The sequence below is a fragment of the Hymenobacter sp. BT730 genome (assembly GCF_030542105.1).
In the GTDB taxonomy this organism is placed as follows: domain Bacteria; phylum Bacteroidota; class Bacteroidia; order Cytophagales; family Hymenobacteraceae; genus Hymenobacter.
In genome coordinates, this window is record NZ_JAUOFB010000003.1 from 364773 (window position 1) to 388762 (window position 23990).

The window sequence follows — 23990 nt, forward strand, 5'->3', positions numbered from 1 at the left end:
GAAAAGCCCTGTAGTATACAGGGAATGGAAGGCGGCCGGCGGGGATATTAGTTAAGCCGGGGGTCTACAGGGTAATTGGACAGCATGCGGTAGCGTCCGCCTTTCTCACGCAAAATAGCTTGCCAGAATGCATCACTTTCCAAAGTAAATACTTTCCCGGCAGCATTGGGATGCACTATCCAAACATTTTCCCGGACTTCTTCGGCAAGCTGGCCATTTGTCCAGCCAGAGTAGCCGGCGTACAGGCGCACCGAATCGGGGCCGATACTACCACTTTCAATCAGGCCCAGCAGCACGGAAAAGTCGCCACCCCAGTAAACGTCCTGGCCAATGGGCTCGGCTCCAGGTACATCGGAGCGGCGATGCAGGTAGTGCAGTGTATCGGCCTGCACAGGGCCGCCAATACCTAGTGGGAGTTGCGCCGCAACGGATTCGTCGCCTGCGGGCAGTTCCATCACGTCGCCCAGCATTAGTACGGAAGGCCGGTTCAACACTAAACCAAAAGAGCCCTCCTCCGGCGAATCCTGGCACAGCAGTAGCACCGTCCGCTCGAAGTTAGGGTCGCCCAGGAAGGGCTGCGAGATAAGTAAGCTACCGGGTTTCATACGCAACATGCTGGTGAATGACGCCCAGTGGCCAGCAACACCGCCGGGATGGAAAGATGCACAAGATTCGCGGCAATATGCAGGAAAATATATGGGTGTTTTCCTTCTGCAGTACGTGTGTGTACTAGCTGCGGGTTCCCGGCATAGCCGCATTCTGTTACCTTGCAGCCGGATTACCACAGGGTGCTGCTACCAGCCCCCTGCCATTATTACCACCTTCCATCTAGCGTTATGACTGACCAGCAGCTGGCTGATTTGCGCAAAACCTACGCGCAGCATACCCTTACAGAAGCCGAGGTTAACCCAGATGCTGTTCAGCAGTTTCGGGTATGGCTGCAGGAGGCACTGGACGCCCGCCTGGACGAGCCTACGGCCATGCTGCTTTCTACCGTAAATACGGAAGGCCAGCCCACCGGGCGGGTAGTATTACTGAAAGGCCTGCCTGATGATGCGGGATTTCTGTTTTTTACCAACTATGAAAGCCGGAAAGGTCAGGAACTGGCCGCGCAGCCGCTGGCTGCCCTCACTTTTTTCTGGCCTGGCCTGGAGCGGCAGGTACGCATTGAAGGGCGGGTAGAAAAAGCCCCGGACAACTTATCTACGGAGTATTTTCAGAGCCGCCCACGCAGCAGCCAGGTAGGGGCCTGGGCCTCGCCCCAAAGTCAGGTAATACGTAGCCGCGAGGAACTGGAAATGCGGGAGAAAGAAACAGCTGGCCGCTTTGCCGGGCAGGACCCACTGCCCCGCCCGGAAAACTGGGGCGGTTATATTCTACAACCACACCGTCTTGAGTTCTGGCAGGGGCGGCCTTCTCGTTTGCACGACCGAATTGTTTATGAGCGTACCCCGGATAATTCCTGGCGCCTAAGCCGCTTGGCCCCGTAAGGGCGGCTTCTCCCCTGCTATATTCCCTGCTAACTTGCGGCGCCGGCCCTTAACCCACCGTTATACTTGTCACACTCTTCTACTCCTTTTATCTCGGTCATCAGTCCGGTTTATATGGCCGAAAAGCTGCTGCCCGAGCTTGTGGCACGTATTGAAGCAAGTGTGCGGCCCATTACGGAGGATTTTGAGATTATTCTGGTGGATGACCGGAGTCCTGACCAGTCCTGGCAGGTGATTGAGCAGCTGACGCACGCTTATCCCCGCGTGCGAGGGCTGCGCCTGAGCCGGAATTTTGGGCAGCACAGCGCTATTACTGCCGGCCTGGATTATAGCCAGGGCCAGTGGGTGGTTATTATGGATTGTGACCTGCAGGACCGCCCGGAGGAAATCCCGCTCCTGCTGGCCCACGCGCGCAAAGGGTTTGATTGGGTTATTGCCCAAAGGGCCAACCGGCAGGACAGCTGGCTGAAGAAAACCTTGTCGCGGCTGTTTTACCGCGCTCTGGCATACCTCACCGACACCCGGCAGGACAGCAGCACTGCCAACTTCGGCATTTACAACCGCCGGGTAATTGATGCCCTGTGTAGGATGCGGGAAACCGCCCGCTATTTCCCCACCATGATTCGGTGGGTAGGTTTCCGGGGGGCAACGCTGCCGGTAGCGCATGCTCCGCGCCCTTCCGGAAAAAGCGCTTATGGATTCCGCCGAAAGCTGGATCTAGCAATGGATACTATTCTGGCGTATTCTGATAAGCCCCTGCGGCTGACTATCAAGCTCGGGCTGTTGATTTCGGCCACTGCCTTTATTGGCGTATTCTACACGCTTATTCGCTGGCTGGAAGGCCGGATTACCGTACTGGGTTATGCCAGCTTAATTACCTCTATCTGGTTTTTCTCCGGCCTGATAATTTTCGTGTTGGGCGTAGTAGGGCTATACATCGGCAAAACTTTTGAAGGAGTTAAAAACCGGCCGCTGTACCTTATTGATCAGGATATACGGACTGATCAGCTAACAGAAAAGCCTTAACTCTTACCCTCCTTATCTTCCAACTCGCGCCGTTCCTGTGCCCATGATTCCTTTTAACAAGCCGTATCTCTCGGGCAGGGAAACCCGCTACATTGAAGAGGCCGTACGGATGGGAAAAATATCGGGTGATGGGGCCTTCACCAAACGTTGCCACGCGTTTTTTGAACAGCAGCTGGGCTTTCACAAAACCCTGCTCACGACATCGGGAACCGCCGCGTTGGAAATGGCCGCTTTGCTGCTGAATATCCAACCCGGCGACGAAGTCATTATCCCTTCTTTCACCTTTGTCTCCACGGCCAATGCCTTTGTGTTGCGCGGGGCAAAAGTGGTGTTTGCAGATAGCACCCTAGAAAACCCCAACCTGGATGTAGACCAGCTGGAGGCGCTCATTACCCCACGCACCCGCGCTATTGTGCCCGTACACTATGCCGGCATTGCCTGCGACATGGATGCCATTATGCGCCTGGCGCGGAAGCACCATCTACTGGTGGTGGAAGATGCGGCCCATGCTATTGATAGTTATTACAAAGGCCAGCCTCTGGGCCAAATAGGCCATTTAGCGGCTTTTTCCTTTCACGAGACCAAAAATATAATTTCCGGGGAAGGCGGCTTACTGGCCATTAACCAGGCTGAGTTTGCCCGGCGCGCAGAAATCATCTGGGAGAAAGGCACTAACCGCTCAGCCTTCTTTCGGGGAGAAGTAGATAAATATACCTGGGTGGATATAGGCTCCTCTTTTCTGCCTTCGGATATCATCGCCGCTTTTCTGTATGCCCAGCTGGAAAACCTGCAGGATATTCAGCAGCGCCGCAAGCACCTCTGGACGGAGTACGCTACCCAGCTGGCTCCGCTCCGGGCTCAGAGCATTGGCCTGCCCACGCTGCCAGACTATGCTACCAACAATGGCCACCTGTTTTATCTGGTGTGCCGGAATTTGCAGGAGCGTACGGCCCTGATTGCCCATTTGCGGGCCTGTAACGTGCTGGCTGTATTTCACTATCAGCCTTTGCACCTGAGTCCATATTATCAGGCGCAGCATGATGGCCGTACACTCCCATGGGCCGAACACTATGCTGATTGTTTGGTGCGTCTGCCGCTGTTTTATGAGTTAGAAGCTTCCCAACAGGCTATGATAATAGAGGAGGTAAATACTTTTTATAGCTCCATCGTCTGAGCGGGGTTAATACCTTTACACTTGTAAAAACTGACCTGCTCCTTTGGCTGAAATTCAACCCGTGCGCGGCTGGCGCTACAATCCGGCGCTCAGCGCTGCCATAGACGATTATGTATCCCCACTATTCGACGTGGTTTCGCCGAAGCAACGGGAGGCATTGTACCGCAATCCGCTGAACAGCATTCATCTCTCCGTGCCCCGGGGTGATGATGCCGCCGGAGCCGCTCTGGCCCGCCTTACGGAGTGGCAGGAGAAAGGCGTGCTGCTGCAGGATGAGTTGCCCGGCATCTATGTGTACTACCAATATTTCCGTTTGCCCGGTCACACCCGTGAATACTGCCGCAAGGGCTTCATGTGTCACATCCGGGCATACGACTGGCAGGAAAACGTAGTATTGCGGCACGAAAACACCCTGCCACTAGCCGTAAACGACCGGGCCGAGTTGCTGGCCCGCACCCAGTTTCAGACCAGCGCCACCCATGGCTTGTACCGTGATGTGCTCCATGAGCTGGAGCCTTTTATGGATGAGGCCATGAAAGCCCCATTATATGAGACGGAAGAAGATTACCAGGGTGCGCGGGATGTACTGGCCGTTATTCAGGATGCGGCGGTTATTCAGCGTTTTCAGCAGGTACTAAAGCAGCGGGAGGTTATTCTGGCCGATGGGCACCACCGCTACGAGGGCTCTCTGGCTTATCGCCAGGCCCGGCAGTTGGCCAACTCTACGTCTACGGGTCAGGAAGCCTGGAACTACCACTTGATGTACCTGACCAACTCCGCTTCTGATGACCTGCGCATTCTGCCTACGCACCGGTTGCTGCTGGAGCTTCCCGATGGTTTGACGGACGCCGAATTTCTTTCCCGCCTTGAGCCGTATTTTACTGTTCTGCCTCAGGAAGACGCTTATTCGCTGCCGGAGCTGATTGCCGGTAAGCGCTGGGCCTTTGGCCTGTATCTGAATGGCCAAGCCTACAAGCTGCGTCTGCGACCGGAAATACATGAACAGCTCAGCTGGCCCACCACCCCCGAGGTGAAAGCCCTGGATCTGACGGTGCTGCATTACTTCGTTCTGGAAAAAGCCCTTGGTATCATAGGGCCTGATGCCCAGCGGCAGTGGACGGGCATTGCGTACGTCCGGAATTTCTCAGAATGCCTGACACGCGTAGACCGAAACGAAGCGCGCGCGGCCTTCATCACCAACGAAGTAACCATGGCAGAAGTGGAAAGTGTGTGCCACAGCGGCGCTGTAATGCCGCCTAAGTCTACTTTTTTCTACCCCAAAACCATTGGTGGCTTTCTGTTCACCTCCATCCGCGATGACGAGCACACGCATGCATTTACTACTTGCTTCTAATTCTCCGCGCCGCCGCCAGCTGCTGTCTGATCTGGGTATACCCTATGAGGTGCGCCTGCAAGAGGTAGATGAGAGCTTCCCTACCCATTTGCGCCGGGCTGAAATTGCCGAATATCTGGCCGCTCATAAAGCCTCAGCCTACGCCGCGGGCCTGGCCCCAAATGAAGTAGTGCTAACCGCCGATACAATTGTGTGCCTGGATGACGACGTGCTGAACAAGCCTGCCGATGAAGTGGAAGCCCGGCAAATGCTGACCCGCCTGCAGGGCCGCACGCATGACGTGTTCACCGGGGTGTGTCTGCTGGGAGGAGACGGCCGGAAAGTGGTTTTTTCTGATCAGACCCGGGTACATTTCAAGCCGCTCAGCCCCGTGGAAATTGACTATTACGTGCGACAGTACCAGCCTTTGGACAAAGCGGGCGCTTACGGCGCCCAGGACTGGATTGGTATGGTAGCCGTAACCCGGCTGGAAGGCTCTTACTTTAATGTGATGGGGCTGCCGGTACACCGGGTGTGGGAAGAGCTGCATAAATTCGGGTTGAGTTTGCCCGTATGAGCCCTTCGTTAGCTCGGATACCTGGTTCGCAAAAGGATGCCATGCACCCTGGCTTAGCCTTTTTCGGGGCCAGCGGCTTGCTGGTTTGGTGGGTAATTCTGCTTTTCCTAACGGTGGTATTCGGGTTCAGCCGTTACGCTGAAATCCAGCGCCTGCAGGAGCTTACCTATCATGAGAGTGGGTATCAGCACTTACCCGTAAGGATGAGCGAAACCGGTTTTGGTTATTTCCGCTTACTTATTTGGGTGGCTTTTGCCGCGGTTACTACAGTAGTGGCCTTCGGATATCGACACCAAAGCCAGTTACAGCAGGAGCTTCGAGTTCTAGGCCAGGAATTCAACGAAGGGATACGTACCCTGTGGAATACCCTTGACCATCTTCCCAAGCCCTACAAAATTACGTCCCTGCTCCTTCTGCTGCTGCTTATGGCAGCCCGGACCTATTATTTATTTTATTACCCTCAGGAAAGCGACGAAACCCAGTCTCATATGTGCTTTGGCAGCGAAGGGTTAGTGGCCGCTGCCAGCTACTATCCGCTGCCCAATAATCATATTCTTTACAACGTTATCAGCAACCTGTTCCATCAGGTATCCTCTAATTTCTACTGGACAACAAGGGCACCTACCTACCTGATAAGTCTGGTTGGGACGGTTGTGCTCTTTGCGGCTTTGCTCCGTTTTACCAGCTTTACGGTAGCACTTCTCGCGGTGGGGATTTTTTGCTTTGCGCCTTTTGGGCTTTACTACTCATTTATTGGCCGGGGGTATTTTCTGCAAGCAATCTGCGCCAGTCTGGGGTTTCTGGCAGTACTAGGCCTGGGCTTCCGACAGACCCGGCAACGGCTTTATTGGTTTGTGCTGCTGGCCACTAATATTCTGGGCTTTTACACGATTCCTACCCACGCGTATGCCATTCTCCCCCTGATGGCTATACTGGGGCTTTATAGTATAGGACGACGCGGGACGGTGGCTTTGTCAGGCGTTATAGCTACCGGTATAAGCACTGGTGTTGGCTGCCTCTTGCTTTATTCCCCTGTCGTGCTGATTTCGGGCAAGCAGATGCTACTGGGCAACCCGTACCTGGAAACCATCCCCTTTTCAATATTTCTGGTTGGGTTCAGGAGTTATTTCGGGCCTGTGCTGGAAGTGTTGGTGGGTCAGGAACGGGTAGGGCTGGCAGCTGTTCTGCTTGTTCATGCCGGTTTATTAGTGGGCCTTTTCTTAGCAGGTTCCGGAACGTGGGTACGACGTTATGGCCCGGCTCTGCTGATCATGCTGGTATTACCCTATGGCATTATGGCCGTGCAATTGCTTTATCCGCCGGCCCGTACGCTTACTTATTTAATGTTCTTCCTGTTTATGGGGGCAGGTATCCTGTATGTACAGTTAGGACGGCAACTTAAGGTATCCGATACCTGGCAATTCCGGGGCGCACTGGTATTTATCCTGGCTTATGCCGGCTACCAGCTTTATTATCTGAATCATTATGCTCGAAAAACGGCATCCGTCCAGCAACAGGTGGAAGCTACTTATGCTTGGTTAACTCAGCATCACCCTAAGCGGGTTTTTGTTGAAAACGGGCACTACCAGTTTTTCTTTTGCTTTTTTAATAAGCAGGATCAACATATTCCGCACTTATCATCTACTTACCAGTTTGGGGCCGATTACGATTACCTGGTCCTGGATAAAACGAAGCCCGGCCTCTGCCCCAGCAGTAGTTGGAAACGGGTTTATGAGAATCAATATGTGCGAGTGTTAGCCCAAGATCCTACTATAGCCGCCGGTGCTCTAGTGCCCACGCGCCAGTAGCGCAATACCTCCCACAATTAGCAGCAAACCTAAGGCCTGTGGGAGAGAAAGGGATTCACGCAGCAGTAACAACCCCATAGCAGCCGTTAGCAGCACCGAGCCCCCCACAATGATGGGTGTGCCCACGGAGGATGGCACGCCCCTACTGAATATCACAAACGTTAGAATCTCGGCCAGTCCTACGCCCAGCCCCGCCAAGGCGGCCAGTGCCAACCCTTTCCCTGATACGGGTAGCGGCTGGCCCTGCAGTTTTAACTTGAGCAACCAGGCTCCGCCCAAAACAGCGGCTACGAGCTGCAGCACCACTGCCCCTACCGCCGCTGGCAGCTGATCGGAGGCCAGTTTGATGAAGAAATTGTAGAGGGCCAGACAAAAGGCCGTGAGCAGGGCCAGGACAAACCAAGGCATTGGGCTAAACAAGCTTATAGTTGCGGTATTCGCCCGGGCGGTAGCCCGTCAGCTTTTCTACCAAGTGCTTGAGTTGGTCTTTGCGGCGGTAGCGGTTGCGGGACATATCGTGCTCATACTGCCAGTTCTGGGTCTTGATGCGCGCCAGCATCACCTGTGGATGCGTACCTGTGTAGCGCTGCAAGGAGTCTACCTGGCTATAATCGAACTCGGTAGCGGGTACTACGTTTTCGGCCATCCACTCATCAGAATGCCAGAGCTTGCCAAAGGTTTCCTGCTTGCGTTGCATGGCCGCAGGCGCTTTCACGTAACCATAGTGGTGCACCGTGGCATCCAGCAACTTCACGCGCAGCTTTTCATCCTGCTTTTTGCGAAAGCCCTGCGCGTCTCGGTAAGAATAAATGCCCGCGCCGGGCCGTACAATGCGTATCTCCCGGCGGTACCAGCGGGGAGCATCGCCCAGATAGTCATAAGAGCCATAGAAATGGCGGTATTTCAGCAGTAGGCCATCTACTTGCTTATCAGTTACCCAGCGCTGCATGCCTTTCCGAATAGCCGGGTAGTCCTGCTCGTGCAGCACCTCATCTGCCTGCAGGTAAATGGCCCAGTCAGCATCCGGGGCAATGGCGGAAAATGCCTTGTCGGTTTCTACGGCCAATACCTTTCCTCCTTCCCGCAGGGTATCATCCCACACGGTTTCGATAATGCGGATTTTAGGTGAGTTAATGCTACGGATTAGGCCCAGTGTATCATCGGTGGAGTTGCCAACGGCTACCACAACCTCGTCGCAGAGCGGCAGCAGGGACTGAATGCTTTCCACCACCGGGTAGTCATACAGCACGGCATTGCGCACAAACGTGAAACCGGAAACTTTCATCAAACCCATCTATTTCGGTAAAACCGCTGCTAGTACCTTGTTCTTACCGTAACTTCTCCTTCAGAATCTCCAACTCTACAGCTGGTGAAATCTTCTCGTAAAGAATATGATAAGCCGCCGACGTAATAGGCATCGATACATTCAGCTTCTTGTTGAGCTCATGAATGCTTTTCACTGCATAATAGCCCTCGGCCACCATGTTCATTTCCATCTGTGCCGATTTTACGGAATAGCCGCGCCCAATCATGTTACCGAAGGTGCGGTTGCGCGAGAATTGGGAGTAGGCCGTTACCAGCAGGTCGCCGAGGTAGGCGGAAGCCGACAGGTCGCGGGGTTGTGGGTTTACGGCATGCACAAAGCGGCGCATTTCCTGCACGGCATTGCTTACTAATACAGCCTGAAAATTGTCGCCATAGCCCAGGCCGTGGGCTATGCCGCTGGTCAGGGCAATGATATTCTTCATTACGGCGCAGTACTCAATACCATCCAAATCGGCCATAGGATAGGCTTTGGTGTAGCGGTTGCGCAGCAATTGGCTAAACTCCTCCGCCAACTCCGGATCGGGGCCGCCAATGGTGAGGTAGCTTTGTTTTTCCAGGGCTACTTCTTCGGCGTGGCACGGACCAGCCACTACGCCCAACTGGGTATGCGGGAGTCTGAAACGCTCGGCCACATAATCCGTCACCAGCACGTTTTTGCCCGGAATCATGCCTTTAATGGCTGAGATAATACGCTTATGCTTGAGGGCGTCGCGGTCCAGCTTGTCTAGGGCTTCTTTTACGAAAGCGGCGGGCACGGCCAGCACCAGCCAGTCGGCTTCCTTTACAGTTTCCTCCAGGTCAGTGGAAGGGAAAACGCGTGTCAGATCAAAGGCGACTGAAGACAGATAGCGGCGGTTGTGGCGGGTGCGCTGCAGGTGCTGCACATCCTCTTTGCTGCGCATCCACCAGCCCACACGGGCTCCGTTTTCAGACAGAATCTTGGTTAAAGCTGTGGCCCAGGAACCACCGCCAATCATGGCTATTTTTTCCACGCAGAAATGCTGTAAAGCACCAGAAGGAGGTGCCAAATCGAGGTTCAGGCCAGGGAGGGTACACTCATCCGGCACGTTCCGACAGTTAGGGCTACTATGCCCCAACTGTCAGAAAGGACGAGTTTAGACAAAAAAAATGAGAGGCCGGCACCCACTCAGGGCACCGGCCTCTCCTACGTAATGCCTCTCAGCAGGTTAGCGGCTTACTTTTCTTCGCCTTCTTCCTGCTTCTCTTCTACTTTGCTGATGCTCTTGGCATCTTTCACAACCACGGCAGCGCCATCTTTCAGGCTTTTGGCTACAGCCCGGAACGGCCCACTCACCACCTCGGTGCCATTGGTAATGCCGCTTACGATTTCAATATTCTGGAAGTCACTGATGCCGGTTTTCACGGGCGTGAGCACTGCCTTACCATTGCGCACCACAAACACAGCTTCCTGCACATCAGCGCGCGGCGCGGCTTTATCATCGGCAGCATCACCGCCGCTGCGGCGTGGCCCGCCTACGCGCACCTTTACCCCGTTTTTGTCTTCGCCGCCTTGCGTAAAGGCACTGTCAGAACGGGTGGTTACGGCGGCCAGTGGCACGCTCAGCACGTTGCTTTTGCGGTCGGTAATAATATCAACGGAGGCCGTCATACCGGGGCGAAACGGAACTAAGGTACGGCCTCCCACGGTGCGCAGCAGGTGGCGGTAAGACTCCGGCAACAGGCGGATGCGCACCTCAAATTCCGTTACGGCTTCGGCCGTCAGGGCATCTTTGGCGGTGTTGGCGATGCTGGTCACAATGCCGCGGAACTTCTCATCCTTGCTGGCATAGCTGTCTACCTCCACAATGGCAGAGTCGCCGAGGTGCACGTTGATGATGTCATTTTCATTTACGTTCACGCGCACTTCCATCGAGTTCAGGTTGGCGATGCGCATGATTTCGGTGCCGGCCATCTGGGAAGTACCTACCACCCGCTCTCCACGCTCCACGTTCAGCTTGGAAACGGTACCACTCACGGGCGCATAAATGGTGGTTTTGTTAAGGTTTTTGCGGGCTTCTTCCAGCGAGGCCTGAGCGCTGGCCACATTGCTCTGCGCAGCCCGAATGCTCTGGCGGGCCGAGTTTATTTCTTCCTGCGACGCCTCATATGCTGCTTTGCTGGCTTCAAAATCAGCCTGAGAAATTACTTTCTGCTTGTAAAGCGAGGCGTTGCGGCGGTAGCTTAGCTCCGTTTGGCGGGCATTGGCCAGGAGCTGCTGCAACCGGGCATTGGCCTGACCGACGCCGGCCCGCTGGGAATTTACCATTGCCGACTGCTGGCTCACCATGGCCTGATAATTATCAGGGCGGATGCGCAGCAGCAGCTGGCCTTTCTTCACGGAGTCTCCTTCGTGCACATACAGCTCTGTAATTTCGCCGGACACGTCGGGCGAAATTTTCACTTCGGTTTCGGGCTGCACTTTGCCCGAGGCACTTACTTTCTCCACAATGGTGGCCGGCTTGGCTTTAGCGGAAATTACTTCCATGCCGGCGGGGCCACCCACCCACCCTTTCTTCTTCGCAAAGACAAATCCAAACAGCAACACGGCCAGCACTGCCAGCAGGATGTACAGAAGGCGGTTGTTTTTCATTTTAGGGTATTAGGAGCTTGAAAACTTAGTTACTGGAAATTCTGAGTTCTGGCACCATGAAAAGTGGTGCAGAAATATGGTTATGGATGAGCTTGCGGATCAGGGCGAGCTATGCTTTGGAGCTTGATTTCTTTGCCCCTGTTATCCGCTATTACAGGCTTACTGGCTTACCCTGATAGAATTCCAGCACTTTGCTACGGAAGATGAATTCGTATTTCGCCTGAATCATGCTGGACTCCGCTGCCGAAAGGTTGTTTTTGGCAATGTTGAACTCCGTGCCGTTGAGCAGGCCATTGTTAAAGCGAATTTCGGAGTTGCGGTAGGACGTAGTCAGAGCTTCTACCTGGCGCTTGGCCGCCACAAACTTGCGCTGTGCTGCAACAGCATCCGCATAAGCCTGCTGAATGCTCTGGCGAAGCGTAAGGCGGGTTTGCTCAGCGCGCAGCTCGGCCTGCTTCACGGCAATCTGGGCGCGTTGCACGTTGGTGCGGGCCTGCAGGCCATTGAGAATGGGAATATTGAGGTTGAATTGCAACTGCTTACCCAGGTTGTCTTTCAGCTGGCTATTGAAAGCCGTGGGCTTCACATCATATTTGGGCTGCACGTTCAGCAGGGCCAGCGTGCCCGATGGGCGGTTCGTCACCGAATCAACTACCGGTATGTAGGTTCTGGTGAACTCGCCCGTGGGAATAAACGACGAGCGGGCCGAGGAATAACCTGTGAAAATGCCCGCCCCAAACGTGAGGCGCGGATAATAGCCGCCACGGGCTATTTCCTGCCCGTACTGGGCGCTGCGCACGCGCAGATCAGCCGCTTTAATTTCCGGCAGCAGGCTTTGCGCTGTCTGGTACGTATCGTTTACATCAAGTCGTACTTCTGTTTCCTCATCAGGGTCACCTAGAACAGGTACCTCAATCTGAAAGTCGGTGGAAGCAGGGTCAATATTCATCAGCTGCATGAGCTGCAGGCGGGCTATGTCGCGCTGGTTCTGGGCCGTAATAACGTTCAGCTGATCGGAGGCCAACTGCGCCTGGCTGTCGAGCAGGTTGCTTTCGGCCACCGCACCGGCTTTCAGCAGCTTGCGCGTGCGCTCAATCTGCTGCTCGTCGCTGTTCACGCGCAGGGCGTTGGATTTCACCAGCTCCTCGGCCAGTACCAGCTGTAAAAACGCCGATGCTACGTTCAACGACAAATCGTTGCGGGCCTTGGTAATATCGTTGCGGCTGGCCTCATAGCTCAGCACGTTCTGCTTCACGGTATTGCGCAGCTGAAACCCCGAAAACAGCGTGACCTGCGAAGAAGCCGAGAAGTTGTTGGAGCGAATAGTCTGGGTAATGAAGTCGTTGGTCAGTGGGTCAAGGCTGGTACCAAAGTTCCAGGCCTGGGAGCCGCTGAGGTTGGCCGAAGGAAGCATAGCCGCCCGGCTCTGGCGCAGGTCGGCCTCATCCAGATCCGCCGTCAGCTGGTTCTGCCGCACAGTCAGGTTATTCTGAAGGGCGTAGTCTACGGCCCGCTGCAGGGTCCAGGGGCCGCTGGGAGCCACTTGCATGGTACCGGCGGGCGGTTGCGTGGGCGCGGTGGTCTGCGCGGAAGCCGGCAGGGCGGACAATACCGCTCCGGCAATGGCCAGGCGTATCAGAACGGGGGTAAAAGCTGCTTTCATAGCAAGAAAATGTCGAAAAAACTGCTTAATCGGCGGCGGAAATATAGGTAACCCGGTGCACCCAGCTAAGCTGGCGCAGGTATTCCAGGGTAATATCCTTCAGGCCCGAGTCCATTTCAATAAACTGCCGGGCTGCATCGTGCTTGCCCTTACGGGACACCGACATGGTGGCAATGTTGCAGTCGTCGTGGGCAATAACGGAGGCAATGAAAGCAATAGAGCCTGGCACATCATCGGCATCAATAATGAGTGTGTGCAGGGCCGTAGAGAAATCAGACGGGAAGCCATCTACCTCCACAATGCGAATTACCCCGCCCCCCCGGCTTTGCCCAACAACTTCTACCGCGTGGCCCGTGTGCTCATCACGCAGCTGCACCTTAATAGTGTTAGGGTGCATAGTGGAGGCATTGCCCACACTTTGAAACGTGTACTGGAGGCCAGCCGCCTTGGCGTGGTCAAAGGCCTCCCGGATGCGCACATCATCGGTAGCCATGCCCAGCAGGCCAGCCACAATGGCGCGGTCGGAGCCGTGGCCTTCGTAGGTGCGGGCAAAAGAATTGTAGAAAGTGATGACGGCGTGGGTGGGTAATGAGCCCAGAATGCGGATAGCCGCCCGTGCAATGCGCACTACTCCGGCCGTATGCGAAGAGCTTGGTCCAATCATGACGGGACCAATCATATCAAAAATGCTGCTTTTTTCTGCCATGTTGGGCTAAAAGTAGAAGTTTCGCCCGGGAATTTTACACCACGGGCGTAGGCTTCGCTATTATTCTTTATTAATAGATGTAGATAAGGCCATAGAGGTGGCCTGCCGGTGTTGCTTTCAGCGGGTTTTTCGTTCTTTGCAAGCCTTAACCCACCCTACGCTCTCATGAATACCCCACTCCCGCCGGATGAATTTTCGCCAGCCGTACTGGAACAGCTGCGGCGGCTACAGCAGAAATACGCCGCCGACGGCCAGGATCTGGCTGGCTACCTGGAAGGCCTCTACTACGCCGACTACGTTAACTACTGGGACTACATTGAGCTAGACACGCTGCTGAGCCTGCAGCGGCCGCTGACCAAAATTCCCGACGAGCGGATTTTCATTATCTACCATCAGATTACCGAGCTGTACTTTAAGCTCTGCCTCTGCGAGTATGAGCAAATAGGCGACTTAAAAGAGCCAACCCTGCAGGAGCTGGTACTACGCACCGGACGCATCAACCGCTACTTTGAGAATCTCATCAACTCCTTCGAGGTGATGGTGGATGGCATGGAGAAGGCACAGTTCCTGAAATTCCGCATGTCATTGATGCCGGCCTCAGGCTTCCAGAGCGCACAGTACCGCATGATTGAGCTGGCCAGCACCTCGCTCTACAACCTGGCCGACAAGGAAAAACGCCGACTGCTGGGCGAAGCCGCCGCCCACGATGACCTGATGGGCTGCATTTACTGGAAAGCCGGCGCTACCATAGAGGAAACCGGTGCCAAGGCCCTCACACTGTTACAATTCGAAGAGAAATACACGGATACTCTGCACGAGCACGCCCGCCGCTTCCAGAACCGCAACCTGTGGAGTGTAGTGCAGCGCCTGCCGGAAGAAGACCAGCAGCACCCTCGGCTGCTCCGCCAGCTCCGCCAGTTGGATGTAAATGTGAACGTGAACTGGCCGCTTATGCACTTTAAATCGGCAGTGCGCTACCTGGAGCGCGACCCTACTGCCCTGGCTGCTACCGGCGGCACCAACTGGAAGAAGTACTTGCCTCCCAAGTTCCAGAAACGCATCTTTTATCCCCAGGTCTGGACCGAACAGGAACTGGAAGACTGGGGCAAGGCCTGGGTAGAAAGTGTGATGGGCGAAGGATAAAACCTGACCTCATCACCCGCTGTCATCCTGACGCAGGAAGGACCTTCTCACATTAGAGCGACAATCGTACTAACGACTCGTTCTAGTGTGAGAAGGTCCTTCCTGCGTCAGGATGACTCTTGGTATTATTGGTATTGATTATTTCGCAGACGCCACCATAAAGTCCACCTGCGTATTCTCCCACAGGATGGAGACTTTGCCGGATTTGTCAACAGTGAAGGTCATTTGCTCCGTCAGCTTAGGCGTTACCATCGGCTTTACTTTCACGCGCAGCGCATCCTGTTTCTCATCATATTTAAAGGCGCCCCACTGCACGGGCACTTTGTTGAAGATGATAGTCCACTCATCCTGAGCAGGAATGGTGAACAGACTGTATTTTCCGGCAGGCAGCGCCTTACCCTCTATTTTCACATTTTTATCTACGGTGAAGGTAGTGGCCTCGTTAGCGCCCGTGCGCCATACCTGATTCAGAGGGACCAACTCCCCAAAAATCTTGCGCCCCCGCACCGATGGCCGGCTATAGTCGATAGTGATAGTTGCGGCCGGCGTTTTGGCAGCAACCACCGCTGGCGGGCTGGGCCGCTTGGATTTGTCTTCAGGCATTTTGTCCTGCGCGTAGCCACTCACAGAAAGCAGTAGCAAACCCAGCCACAGCGCGCTAAGGGCCGCGAAATGCAAACGGGTGTTTTTCATAGCGGAAAGAGAGTTGGTGAAACGGATAGCACTAAGGTACGATTTCAAGAAAACTTTTCATTCCCGTATTCTTGAAAGCCGAACAGGCCCGGTAACCCACAGCTACCGGGCCTGTTCGGCTTTTTAAAAGGTACTTATCCAGGGAAATCAGCCGAGTCGCCAATGCTGGCTACGCTTTCCAGCTCCTTCACCAAACCGGCAAATTTATCTCGCGCGCCTTTCACGGCAGCTTTGCCCAGCGGCAGGTGGAGCGGTGGGTTTTCCTGGCGCACCAGGTCATACATAATCTGCGCAGCGCGCTGCGGGTCGCCGGGCTGGCGGCCGCTGTAGCCCTGAATGCCTTTCAGGTTCTCGCCCACGGTTGCCTCATAATCTGGAATGCCGGTGGTAATGATGTTGGCGGAACGGCCGGCCCAGTCGGTACGGAAGCCGCTGGGCTCGATGTTGGTGACTTTAATCCCGAGTGGCCCTACCTGCTGAGCCAGACTTTCGCCAATGGCTTCCAGGGCAAACTTGCTGGCATTGTACACGCCCACCCCGGGGAAAGTCTTCAGACCGCCGATGCTGGTAATGTTGAGCACGTGGCCGCTGCGCCGCTCGCGCAGGTGGGGTAGCACGGCCCGCAGGACGTGTAGGGGCCCGAATACATTGACATCAAACTGGCGCTTTACTTCCTCCGCCGTAATTTCTTCAATGCTGCCCAGGGAGCCGTAGCCGGCGTTGTTTACAATGACGTCCAAGTGGCCGAAGTGCTGAATAGCATCGGCTACGCCTTGTTTCACCTGGGCTTCGTCGGTTACTTCCACCACGAAGCCGCGGCCATTTTCACCGGCTTTTTGAGTGAATTCATCAGCCTGCTCCTGCTGGCGGAAGGTGGCGGCTACTTTGTCACCTTTCTGGAGTAGCAAATCGGCCAGGGCAGCGCCAAAACCGGTACTTACGCCGGTAATAAACCAGTTTTTAGGGGTATCAGCCATGAATTTTCTCTATAGAAATGAAACACCAAGCAGCGGTATGGCTGCAGTTGGGTTGTTCAACTGCCAGAGGCGGCCGCAGGTTTTGACGGGCGGGCAATTCCTTTCGTTTCCGGTACTATTTCGCCTGCAAACAAGCTAGTATCTTTGCAGCTCAATTGATTTTTTGGTCTAAAGGCTAAACACCTTTCACCCCGATGCCCGATAAACAGGAAATTGAGGTCATGCTCCCGCCGGAAGTGGCCTACGATGAATACGCGCGCTACCGCGCATTGCTGCAGGCCGCGGGCCTGCAGCCCGGCCAGGCCGATTTTGTACACCTGCGCAAACGCTCCATCGATGCCCGCGGACGCCAGCCGCTGGTACGCCTGCGGGCCGATATTTATCAGGAAGCGCCACCTGCTGACTTGTTTGGCCCCTGGTTCCGGTTTCCGGATGTGAGCCGGGCCCGACACTCTGTGATTATTGTGGGTGCTGGTCCGGCCGGACTGTTCGCTGCCTTGCGGGCTATTGAGCTGGGCATTAAACCCATTGTGCTGGAGCGCGGCAAAGACGTGCGCACCCGCCGCCGCGACCTGGCTGCGCTCAACAAAGAGCATATCGTCAACCCCGACTCTAACTACTGCTTCGGAGAAGGCGGCGCGGGCACTTATTCCGACGGGAAGCTCTATACTCGCTCTACCAAGCGCGGCGACGTCGGCCGCATTCTGCGCTTATTGGTGCAGCACGGCGCTACTCCGGATATTCTGGTAGACGCCCATCCGCATATCGGCACCAATAAGCTGCCCTTGGTAGTGGCGGCCCTGCGCGACAGTGTGCGCGAGGCCGGCGGCGAAGTGCGCTTCGATACCCGTGTTACGGACCTGATTATTGAGCAAAACCGCCTGCGCGGTGTCGTAACCGCCACTGGTGAAGCAATTGAAGCGGATGCTACTATTCTGGCCACCGGCCATTCGGCCCGGGATATTTACGAGCTATTGCACCGCCGGCAGGTGCTAATTGAGGCCAAGCCGTTTGCTCTGGGTGTGCGCGTAGAGCATCAGCAGCAGCTGATTGATCAGGCGCAGTACCGCCTGCAAGACCGGGGCCAGCTGCCGGCGGCTTCGTATGCCCTGGTGCATCAAACCCAGTGGCAGGGCAAGCAGCGGGGCGTATTTTCCTTCTGCATGTGCCCGGGTGGCTTTATAGTGCCTGCGGCTACTGCGCAGGGCGAAGTGGTGGTAAACGGCATGAGCCCCAGCCGGCGCGATTCCCGCTTTGCCAACTCCGGCATTGTGGCCGCAATTGAGCTGGAAGAAATGGACGTGCGCCAATACGGGCCGCTTGCCGGGCTACGCCTGCAACAGGAAATAGAGCAGCGCGCCTGCCTGCTGGGAGGCAATACGCAGGTAGCCCCAGCTCAGCGCCTCGCCGATTTCCTGAAAGGCAAGGTATCCTCGGAGCTGCTGGAAACCTCCTATCAGCCGGGCCTGGTATCCGTTTCGATGGATGAGGTACTAGGCAAAGGGCTGGCGGAGCGACTGCGCCAGGGCTTCCAGAACTTTGGTCGTAAGATTCCGGGCTATGCCACTAACGCCGGGCAGATAGTGGGCGTGGAAAGCCGCACTTCCTCCCCTGTGCGCATCCCCCGCGACCGGGACACGTTGCAGCACCCCATCCTGGCGGGACTGTTTCCCTGCGGCGAAGGTGCCGGCTATGCCGGAGGCATTGTCTCGGCGGCCATGGATGGCGAACGGTGCGCAGAAGCCGTAGCCGCCCTGGTTGGGTCGCGCTGAGACCTGGATTATTGTAATTGGGGTGCTGCCTCTTGTAGTACTTCGCCCATACGGGCCAGAACGTGGTGCACCATGGCGTCGCAGCGGGGACCCAGATAAGTAAAGGTATGCGCTGGGGCAAAGTCCTGAAGCTGACTGCGCAGTCGTTCCCGGGCGCGCAGCAGGCGCACCTTTACGTTGGTTTCAGACAGGTGCAGCATCTGGGCGGTTTCCACCACGCTCATGCCCTCTACTTCCCGGAGCATAAATACGCTCCGGTAGGTATTAGGCAGGGTACCAATGGCCGTTTCCAGGGCCTGACGCAGCTCCTCGTTCAGCACGTCATGCAGCGGAGTATGCTCTTCACGCAACGAGGCTTCCGTAGTGGCTTCGGGTTGCGGCAGCTCTACCAAGCGGTGTTGCCCGCGCAGACTCATCAGGCATTCATTGAGCATAATACGGGTAAGCCAGGTAGGAAAGCTGGCCCGGCCCTCAAACCGGCTCAGGTGCTGATAGGCCTTTATCCAGGCATTTTGCATGGTTTCCTCCACCCCTGCCACGTTGCCGCCCAGCGCGGCCAGGCCAGTGCGGTACAGGCGCTGGTTGTAACGGCGCATGAGCAGCTCAAACAGCTGCTTTTCTCCGGACAGTACCCGGTGAATAACTTCCAAATCAGAAAGCGGAGTGTAAGGCATAGGAACGAGAGCGGGCAGCATGGGGCGAGCTATTGGGCCGGCTAAGCAACCGGCTTACAATTGATGCTGCGGGCCCTAATAAGTTACAAAAATCTACTGTAACCTTCCCGGGTGGTAGTGCATCCAATGGCAACAAAACATCCTTCACCAAACGTCAACTGTCATGCAAACCGACCTTCATTATCCGGCTGATTCCTCCGCTACCGCAGCCCCCAGCGTAACGCAGGTGTTGCGCCTCACCTATGGCCTGATACCCATTGTAGCGGGGGCCGATAAGTTTACCAACCTGCTGACCAACTGGGAAGCGTACCTGAATCCGGCTATCGTGGCCATGCTGCCTTTCTCGGCCCACACCTTTATGCTGGTGGTAGGTATTATTGAAATTGTGGCCGGGGTATTGGTGCTGTGGCGCCCCCGTATTGGTGCGTGGGTAGTTATGGCCTGGCTGATTGCCATTGCCCTCACCCTGATAACCAGCGGCCGCTACCTGGATGTAGCCGTGCGCGACCTGGCCATGGCCGTAGGTGCCTGGTCGTTGGCGCGTTTAAGCGCAGGGGCTCATCCGCACCACTAATCCCGGCAAGCTATTCTTAGCTTTGCCGCCCCTGGCTGCGTATAAGGCGAAGGCAGTGCTTTTGGCTGCCTTTCTGACGCTGCTTTATTTTTCTTCTGATGTCTTCTAAAAAAACCCTCGTTCTGGGAGCCAGCGACAACCCAGCCCGCTACTCCTTTCGCGCTGTTCATCAATTAAAAAGTCATGGTCACGAAGTGGTGCCCGTCGGTATTCGCAAAGGGCAGGTAGCCGGCCTCGATATAGCTATTGACCGCCCCCTGTCTTCGGATGTTGATACCATAACGCTGTACGTAGGCCCACAGCACCAGCCTGTCTGGTACGACTATATTCTGGATCTGAACCCCAAGCGCATCATTTTCAACCCGGGCACTGAAAACCCGGAACTGGAGAAGCTGGCGCAGCAGCGCGGCATTCAAACCGAAGAAGCCTGCACGCTGGTCATGCTGGCCATTGGTCAGTATTAGTAAGCCCTTCCCATTTGGTTTCTAACCTGCTTACAGGCCCCGCGGCCCGGCAATACCGGCGGTGGGGCCTGTGGTTTTTCCGGAGGCAATAAAAATTTCTTTTCCTTCAGGCAACCGGGGTAACCCTGCCTGCATCTACCCTTCCAAACGCCACCGCTATAGTTTCACCTTTACTTTTTCTGTTGTGACCGAGGCCGAACTCATAGCCGCCTGCCGACAAGGCAGCAGCCGTGCCCAGAAACAGCTCTATGAGCAGTTTGCGGGCATGATGCTGGGCGTGTGCATTCGGTACCTGCGCCACCGCGACGATGCCGAGGAAGTAATGCTGATGGGCTTTGTGAAGGTGTTTCGGGCCCTGGAGCAGTACCGCCATGAGGGCAGCTTTGAGGGCTGGATTCGCCGGATTATGGTGAACGAGGCGCTGGGCCAGCTGCGCCGCAAGGAGCCCATGCACCTGGCCATTGACGACCTGACCCACGATGTGCCGGCCACGGCTGCCGAGGCCGAAAGCCATTTGAATGCCGAAGACCTGCTGGCTTTGCTGGCAGAGCTACCTGCCGGCTACCGTACCGTGTTTAACCTCTATGCCTTGGAGGGCTACTCTCATCCCGAAATCGGCGAGCTGCTGGGTATTTCGGAGGGCACCAGCAAATCCCAGCTTAGCAAGGCCCGCGCCATGCTGCAACGCCGCGTAGCCGCTGCCAATACGGTAGCGACTCCTCACTCTTCACCGAAAGAATATTATGCAACCGGAAGATATTGATAAGCTGTTCCGGGACCGGCTGCAGGGCCACGCGCCCACGCCCCCCGCTTTTTTGTGGGATAAGCTGGAAGCTGAGCTGCAGCCCGCCCGCAAGAAGCGCCCCGTTATGTGGCTGTATGCCACGGCGGCTGTTATAGCTGTGCTGTTACTGGCGGGGGGTGCCTGGCTGCTACGCACCGGGCCACTGGCTCCCGCATCAGTTGATATGGCTACGGTAGTTACGCGTCCTGCTGACCAAGCCATTTCGCAGCCTCAGCCAGGCAATCAGGCCATTGAAAAAGAAATTTCTACACCTCAGGCAACGGTCACTCAGGCCCCTGCATCTACCCTCTCGAAAGCAGTAGCCACTGCCACCCAGGCCTCGGCCAAAGGGCAAAGGACTACGAAACCTGCTTCTACCCGCCGGAACACCGCCGGTATGGCAGCCACTGAAAACCGGGCCGTAGCGGCCGCTACTTCCCGCCCTGCGCAACCGGAGCGCACAGTGAAAGCCGAGCCTATTCCTACTCTTTCGCCTGAAAAAGTGCCGGCTACCCTGGCCAGCACGACGACTACTCCAGAACCCGCGGCGCCGCAAGGTTCTATTGAGGTAGAAGTGCGTCGGCATACCCAGGCACCGGTAGCCCTGGCCAGCAATGCGCTAGCCTCCCGCCCCCGTTTGGGGTCTATCATTCGGCAGGCCCGCAATGCCCTCCGGGGCGACCAGGTAAGCCTGGCGGATGCCGGCTTACCAGAATCCGTGACGGTACAGGCCCGTGTGGCCGGTCACACCCTAACCAAAGTCATTCAACTCTAATTTTCCCCTTTGTCATGAAACGCCTCCTCTCACTGCTGGCCCTGCTGCTGCTGGTAGTGCTGGCCCCGGGCCGCGCCCAGGCCGCCTCCGGCCCTATTACGACTTCCACCGATGACACCATTATGGTAAAGCTGCCGAATCAGGCTACCATGACGCTGTATGTCAAAAACAAAGAGCAGCTTCGCGAATTCCGGGCTTACAAGCTGGATTCTCTGATGCGCATGCTGGATATGTATATCAACCAGGCTGTGGAAGCCGGTGCCAGCTCTAAAACCGACCAGGTAACGCTGGAATTCAAGCCTTCTAAAGACCACCCCGGCACCCAGGCAGAACTGGTGCGGATAACTGTACGCAACGATGAGCCCGGCAATGCTAAAAGTAAGCCCAAGGCTGAAAAAGTAGACGTGATACTGGGCAAAGCCTTTGGCGTGACCGTAGTAGAAACCGGCGAGAATGAAGATGGAAACCACATTTCGGTGCACGTAGGCTCCACTCCTGCCGAGGATTCGGTTCGGCAGGTACAGAAGCGGGCGCGGGAACTGGAACGGGCCAACCGCCGCGTACATCAGGACTTTGGCATTGACCTGGGCGTCAACACATTGGTGAACCGCCCAACTCCTGGTGCCTCTATAGCCGACCAGGACTATGAGCTCAAGCCTTTAAGCTCCCGCTATATCAGCCTGAACTGGCGCTATGATTTGCGGCTGGGCTCTAAATCCTCGCCCCTGCACCTGATAACCGGCCCAGAGGTAGCTTTCAATAACTACATGCTGGATAACAACCAGTTCTTCCGCAACGACCGTACCCGCCAACCCAGCGCTACATTCATTAGCCGTGATACGGCGCGCAGCCTGGAGAAAAGTAAACTGGCCGTGACTAGCCTGAACCTGCCCCTGATGATGGAGCTGCGCTTCAAGAATGATGAAGGCAAAACCAACTTCCGAATAGGAGCCGGTGGGTTTGTGGGCTACCGCCTCAGCAGCCATACCAAGCTTAAATATGAGCAGGAAGGCCGCTCCCACAAAGACAAGGACCGCGACAACATGAACCTGGAGGACTTCCAGTATGGCTTGCAGGGTATGATCGGGGTGCGTGGACTAGACCTGTTTGTGAAGTACCATCTTACCGATGCCTTCAAAGCCAACCGCGGACCAGAAGCCCAGACTGTCAGCTTCGGCATCTCGCTGCTGAACTAGAAGTCGGTTTGGCAAAGAGTTACAAAAAAGGGCAGCCAAACGGCTGCCCTTTTTGCGTCTTGACTACGATAACCAAGCCATTAGTCACAATGGTTAGATTCGTTGTATCTGGTAAGCGTTTCATTCAAATTGCTTGTCTGACTTGTGGGCAGGGTGCCATATACTTTGCCTGTCAATAAGGCGTCAGCAGCATCAATAGCATCTGTTGCGTATTCGGGGGCACAATTGTTTTTCTTATAATTGAGTTTGGCGGCGATAAGCTGATGCTCGAGCTGAATCACGCCATTGCCTTGTACTGGAGTTTTAAGTATTTCAAGCAGTTTGGCCTTCTCTACTCTTTCTCCGCCTATATATAAGTGGTCAACAGGCCATGCAGAGGGGTGATTCTTCCAGTAGCCCTGCGTGTAGGTGCACTTATTGCATTCTTCTTTAGGGCATTCTTTAGTATGGCATTTAATCTCACAGCTGTAGGGACTGCAAGCGTAATAGCAGCCATCCTTCGTGTAGCTGTTGGCGGAAGCACGAATTACGTAGCACTTGCCGCATTCCAGTTTATCAATGCAGATAATTTTACACTCATAGGGCTTCAGACAGTAATCGTAGGACTTAGTCAGGCACTTGCTCCAGTCTTCCCCTTCTTTTTTCCATTGCACCGTGAAGCCGCCAGGAGCCCCTCCAGCGCCTGCTTTTACTTCAATGGTAATACTAGTCTCGGTGCTGCTAATGCATTTTATGGTTGGGGTAGAAGCCTGTTTGACTTCGCTGTTGCTTACTGCTTTTACGTCGGCTGGAGACGCTTGAGGCTCTACCTCTTCTTTGCCGCAACTGGTGAACAGCATGGAGGCAGCAAGCAGGCCAGCAGGAAGTAGCTTGGCCCAACTCTTCAAAACGGACGAGGTTGTGAAAGTTTTCATAATAGATGAGGTAATGGTGAATAATAAAATGGGGGGCTTACCGATGAAGGCCGATAAAGAAGCCCGGCAAAGCAGCTGGTTACAACAGTGGGCAGCTTGATTAGCGAGACTACCCAGGGCACATGCCTCTCCTGCTGACTTTTTACAAGTCAGGGCCATTCTATACCTGGCATTTCATCAGTGGCCGCAGAGCACTACTTTGGCAGATTGCGGCTTGCCTGAGACACGGTTTTGCTGCGCGCTAGCAAATCCGCGAGAGGCAAGCACCTCGAGCCATGCCAGTCCGGGCCCGGACTGGGCACAGCAACGA

At 55.5% G+C, this 23990-nt stretch carries 24 protein-coding genes; 13 read left to right on the forward strand and 11 right to left on the reverse strand.

Annotated elements, in window-relative coordinates:
* Positions 1-47: 47 nt before the first annotated feature.
* A complete protein-coding gene (locus Q4G72_RS11440; protein WP_303311556.1) occupies positions 48-605 on the reverse strand; it encodes a YqgE/AlgH family protein in 558 nt (185 codons plus the stop codon).
* Positions 606-836: 231 nt separating this feature from the next.
* Between Q4G72_RS11440 and pdxH the strand changes: the two genes are divergently transcribed.
* The 6 genes from pdxH to Q4G72_RS11470 all read left to right on the forward strand — a co-directional run bounded on the left by pdxH (position 837) and on the right by Q4G72_RS11470 (position 7408).
* On the forward strand, positions 837-1490 hold the full coding sequence (gene pdxH / locus Q4G72_RS11445) for a pyridoxamine 5'-phosphate oxidase (RefSeq protein ID WP_303311557.1): 654 nt from the start codon (positions 837-839) through the stop codon (positions 1488-1490).
* Positions 1491-1556: 66 nt separating this feature from the next.
* Positions 1557-2516, forward strand: coding sequence for a glycosyltransferase family 2 protein (locus Q4G72_RS11450; protein ID WP_303311558.1), 960 nt, complete (start codon positions 1557-1559; stop codon positions 2514-2516).
* A gap of 43 nt (positions 2517-2559) precedes the next feature.
* Positions 2560-3690 (forward strand): dTDP-4-amino-4,6-dideoxygalactose transaminase, encoded by a 1131-nt coding sequence (gene rffA / locus Q4G72_RS11455; RefSeq protein WP_303311559.1) that lies wholly within the window; start codon positions 2560-2562, stop codon positions 3688-3690.
* 43 nt (positions 3691-3733) lie between these two features.
* Positions 3734-5044 (forward strand): DUF1015 domain-containing protein, encoded by a 1311-nt coding sequence (locus Q4G72_RS11460; RefSeq protein WP_303311560.1) that lies wholly within the window; start codon positions 3734-3736, stop codon positions 5042-5044.
* Complete coding sequence (locus tag Q4G72_RS11465) at positions 5022-5600, forward strand: Maf family nucleotide pyrophosphatase (RefSeq protein WP_303311561.1); 579 nt, start codon at positions 5022-5024, stop codon at positions 5598-5600. The genes Q4G72_RS11460 and Q4G72_RS11465 overlap by 23 nt, the downstream gene beginning before the upstream one ends.
* Positions 5597-7408, forward strand: coding sequence for a hypothetical protein (locus Q4G72_RS11470; RefSeq protein ID WP_303311562.1), 1812 nt, complete (start codon positions 5597-5599; stop codon positions 7406-7408). Before Q4G72_RS11465 ends, Q4G72_RS11470 begins: the two co-directional genes overlap by 4 nt.
* Here Q4G72_RS11470 and Q4G72_RS11475 read toward each other — a convergent pair.
* The 6 genes from Q4G72_RS11475 to sdaAB form a co-directional block, all read right to left on the reverse strand.
* Positions 7388-7816, reverse strand: a complete 429-nt coding sequence (locus Q4G72_RS11475) for an EamA family transporter (protein ID WP_303311563.1) — start codon at positions 7814-7816, stop codon at positions 7388-7390. The genes Q4G72_RS11470 and Q4G72_RS11475 overlap by 21 nt on opposite strands.
* Before the next feature lie 4 nt (positions 7817-7820).
* Positions 7821-8693: a glycosyltransferase family protein gene (locus Q4G72_RS11480; protein WP_303311564.1), complete on the reverse strand. Its 873-nt coding sequence runs from the start codon at positions 8691-8693 to the stop codon at positions 7821-7823.
* A gap of 43 nt (positions 8694-8736) precedes the next feature.
* Complete coding sequence (locus Q4G72_RS11485; RefSeq protein ID WP_303311782.1) at positions 8737-9726, reverse strand: NAD(P)H-dependent glycerol-3-phosphate dehydrogenase; 990 nt, start codon at positions 9724-9726, stop codon at positions 8737-8739.
* A 203-nt stretch (positions 9727-9929) separates the two neighbouring features.
* Positions 9930-11345, reverse strand: a complete 1416-nt coding sequence (locus Q4G72_RS11490; protein ID WP_303311565.1) for an efflux RND transporter periplasmic adaptor subunit — start codon at positions 11343-11345, stop codon at positions 9930-9932.
* A gap of 151 nt (positions 11346-11496) precedes the next feature.
* Positions 11497-13008, reverse strand: coding sequence for a TolC family protein (locus Q4G72_RS11495; RefSeq protein ID WP_303311566.1), 1512 nt, complete (start codon positions 13006-13008; stop codon positions 11497-11499).
* Positions 13009-13033: 25 nt separating this feature from the next.
* Positions 13034-13714 (reverse strand): L-serine ammonia-lyase, iron-sulfur-dependent subunit beta, encoded by a 681-nt coding sequence (gene sdaAB, locus Q4G72_RS11500; protein ID WP_303311567.1) that lies wholly within the window; start codon positions 13712-13714, stop codon positions 13034-13036.
* 165 nt (positions 13715-13879) lie between these two features.
* On the opposite strand from sdaAB, the gene Q4G72_RS11505 reads away from it, so the two are divergent.
* Positions 13880-14857 (forward strand): tryptophan 2,3-dioxygenase family protein, encoded by a 978-nt coding sequence (locus Q4G72_RS11505; protein WP_303311568.1) that lies wholly within the window; start codon positions 13880-13882, stop codon positions 14855-14857.
* Positions 14858-14995: 138 nt separating this feature from the next.
* Here the strand turns inward: Q4G72_RS11505 and Q4G72_RS11510 are convergent, their stop codons facing one another.
* Together Q4G72_RS11510 and Q4G72_RS11515 are read right to left on the reverse strand one after the other, a co-directional pair.
* Positions 14996-15550 carry a DUF2911 domain-containing protein gene (locus tag Q4G72_RS11510; RefSeq protein ID WP_303311569.1) on the reverse strand — a complete coding sequence of 185 codons (555 nt, stop codon included), beginning with the start codon at positions 15548-15550 and terminating at the stop codon, positions 14996-14998.
* Positions 15551-15684: 134 nt separating this feature from the next.
* Positions 15685-16527, reverse strand: a complete 843-nt coding sequence (locus Q4G72_RS11515) for an oxidoreductase (RefSeq protein ID WP_303311570.1) — start codon at positions 16525-16527, stop codon at positions 15685-15687.
* Positions 16528-16721: 194 nt separating this feature from the next.
* Here Q4G72_RS11515 and Q4G72_RS11520 point away from each other — a divergent pair, with 194 nt between their 5' ends.
* Positions 16722-18299, forward strand: a complete 1578-nt coding sequence (locus tag Q4G72_RS11520) for an NAD(P)/FAD-dependent oxidoreductase (RefSeq protein WP_303311571.1) — start codon at positions 16722-16724, stop codon at positions 18297-18299.
* 8 nt (positions 18300-18307) lie between these two features.
* Here Q4G72_RS11520 and Q4G72_RS11525 read toward each other — a convergent pair whose 3' ends face one another.
* Positions 18308-18973, reverse strand: a complete 666-nt coding sequence (locus Q4G72_RS11525) for an RNA polymerase sigma factor (protein ID WP_303311572.1) — start codon at positions 18971-18973, stop codon at positions 18308-18310.
* Positions 18974-19136: 163 nt separating this feature from the next.
* Here Q4G72_RS11525 and Q4G72_RS11530 point away from each other — a divergent pair, with 163 nt between their 5' ends.
* The 5 genes from Q4G72_RS11530 (at position 19137) to Q4G72_RS11550 (ending at position 22766) form a co-directional block, all read left to right on the forward strand.
* Positions 19137-19547, forward strand: a complete 411-nt coding sequence (locus tag Q4G72_RS11530) for a hypothetical protein (RefSeq protein WP_303311573.1) — start codon at positions 19137-19139, stop codon at positions 19545-19547.
* 98 nt (positions 19548-19645) lie between these two features.
* Complete coding sequence (locus Q4G72_RS11535) at positions 19646-20011, forward strand: CoA-binding protein (RefSeq protein ID WP_303311574.1); 366 nt, start codon at positions 19646-19648, stop codon at positions 20009-20011.
* A gap of 184 nt (positions 20012-20195) precedes the next feature.
* The gene (locus tag Q4G72_RS11540; RefSeq protein ID WP_303311575.1) at positions 20196-20774 is read left to right on the forward strand and encodes an RNA polymerase sigma factor; all 579 of its coding nucleotides are present in this window, start codon (positions 20196-20198) and stop codon (positions 20772-20774) included.
* The gene (locus Q4G72_RS11545) at positions 20755-21570 is read left to right on the forward strand and encodes a hypothetical protein (protein ID WP_303311576.1); all 816 of its coding nucleotides are present in this window, start codon (positions 20755-20757) and stop codon (positions 21568-21570) included. The genes Q4G72_RS11540 and Q4G72_RS11545 overlap by 20 nt, the downstream gene beginning before the upstream one ends.
* A 14-nt stretch (positions 21571-21584) precedes the next feature.
* Entirely contained in the window at positions 21585-22766 is a 1182-nt protein-coding gene (locus Q4G72_RS11550; RefSeq protein WP_303311577.1) for an outer membrane beta-barrel protein, read from the forward strand.
* An 80-nt stretch (positions 22767-22846) separates the two neighbouring features.
* Here the strand turns inward: Q4G72_RS11550 and Q4G72_RS11555 are convergent, their stop codons facing one another.
* A complete protein-coding gene (locus tag Q4G72_RS11555) occupies positions 22847-23680 on the reverse strand; it encodes a hypothetical protein (RefSeq protein ID WP_303311578.1) in 834 nt (277 codons plus the stop codon).
* Positions 23681-23990: the final 310 nt, after the last annotated feature.

Bases quoted from the DNA above. Each gene is read 5' to 3' on its own strand.
- Q4G72_RS11470 (WP_303311562.1), top strand. From the start codon at position 5,597: ATGAGCCCTTCGTTAGCTCGGATACCTGGTTCGCAAAAGGATGCCATG.
- Q4G72_RS11555 (WP_303311578.1), bottom strand. From the start codon at position 23,680: ATGAAAACTTTCACAACCTCGTCCGTTTTGAAGAGTTGGGCCAAGCTA.
- Q4G72_RS11490 (WP_303311565.1), bottom strand. From the start codon at position 11,345: ATGAAAAACAACCGCCTTCTGTACATCCTGCTGGCAGTGCTGGCCGTG.
- sdaAB (WP_303311567.1), bottom strand. From the start codon at position 13,714: ATGGCAGAAAAAAGCAGCATTTTTGATATGATTGGTCCCGTCATGATT.
- Q4G72_RS11530 (WP_303311573.1), top strand. From the start codon at position 19,137: ATGCAAACCGACCTTCATTATCCGGCTGATTCCTCCGCTACCGCAGCC.
- Q4G72_RS11505 (WP_303311568.1), top strand. From the start codon at position 13,880: ATGAATACCCCACTCCCGCCGGATGAATTTTCGCCAGCCGTACTGGAA.
- pdxH (WP_303311557.1), top strand. From the start codon at position 837: ATGACTGACCAGCAGCTGGCTGATTTGCGCAAAACCTACGCGCAGCAT.
- Q4G72_RS11440 (WP_303311556.1), bottom strand. From the start codon at position 605: ATGAAACCCGGTAGCTTACTTATCTCGCAGCCCTTCCTGGGCGACCCT.
- Q4G72_RS11465 (WP_303311561.1), top strand. From the start codon at position 5,022: ATGCATTTACTACTTGCTTCTAATTCTCCGCGCCGCCGCCAGCTGCTG.
- Q4G72_RS11515 (WP_303311570.1), bottom strand. From the start codon at position 16,527: ATGGCTGATACCCCTAAAAACTGGTTTATTACCGGCGTAAGTACCGGT.
- Q4G72_RS11495 (WP_303311566.1), bottom strand. From the start codon at position 13,008: ATGAAAGCAGCTTTTACCCCCGTTCTGATACGCCTGGCCATTGCCGGA.
- Q4G72_RS11510 (WP_303311569.1), bottom strand. From the start codon at position 15,550: ATGAAAAACACCCGTTTGCATTTCGCGGCCCTTAGCGCGCTGTGGCTG.
- Q4G72_RS11475 (WP_303311563.1), bottom strand. From the start codon at position 7,816: ATGCCTTGGTTTGTCCTGGCCCTGCTCACGGCCTTTTGTCTGGCCCTC.
- Q4G72_RS11545 (WP_303311576.1), top strand. From the start codon at position 20,755: ATGCAACCGGAAGATATTGATAAGCTGTTCCGGGACCGGCTGCAGGGC.
- rffA (WP_303311559.1), top strand. From the start codon at position 2,560: ATGATTCCTTTTAACAAGCCGTATCTCTCGGGCAGGGAAACCCGCTAC.
- Q4G72_RS11480 (WP_303311564.1), bottom strand. From the start codon at position 8,693: ATGAAAGTTTCCGGTTTCACGTTTGTGCGCAATGCCGTGCTGTATGAC.
- Q4G72_RS11525 (WP_303311572.1), bottom strand. From the start codon at position 18,973: ATGCCTTACACTCCGCTTTCTGATTTGGAAGTTATTCACCGGGTACTG.
- Q4G72_RS11535 (WP_303311574.1), top strand. From the start codon at position 19,646: ATGTCTTCTAAAAAAACCCTCGTTCTGGGAGCCAGCGACAACCCAGCC.
- Q4G72_RS11550 (WP_303311577.1), top strand. From the start codon at position 21,585: ATGAAACGCCTCCTCTCACTGCTGGCCCTGCTGCTGCTGGTAGTGCTG.
- Q4G72_RS11520 (WP_303311571.1), top strand. From the start codon at position 16,722: ATGCCCGATAAACAGGAAATTGAGGTCATGCTCCCGCCGGAAGTGGCC.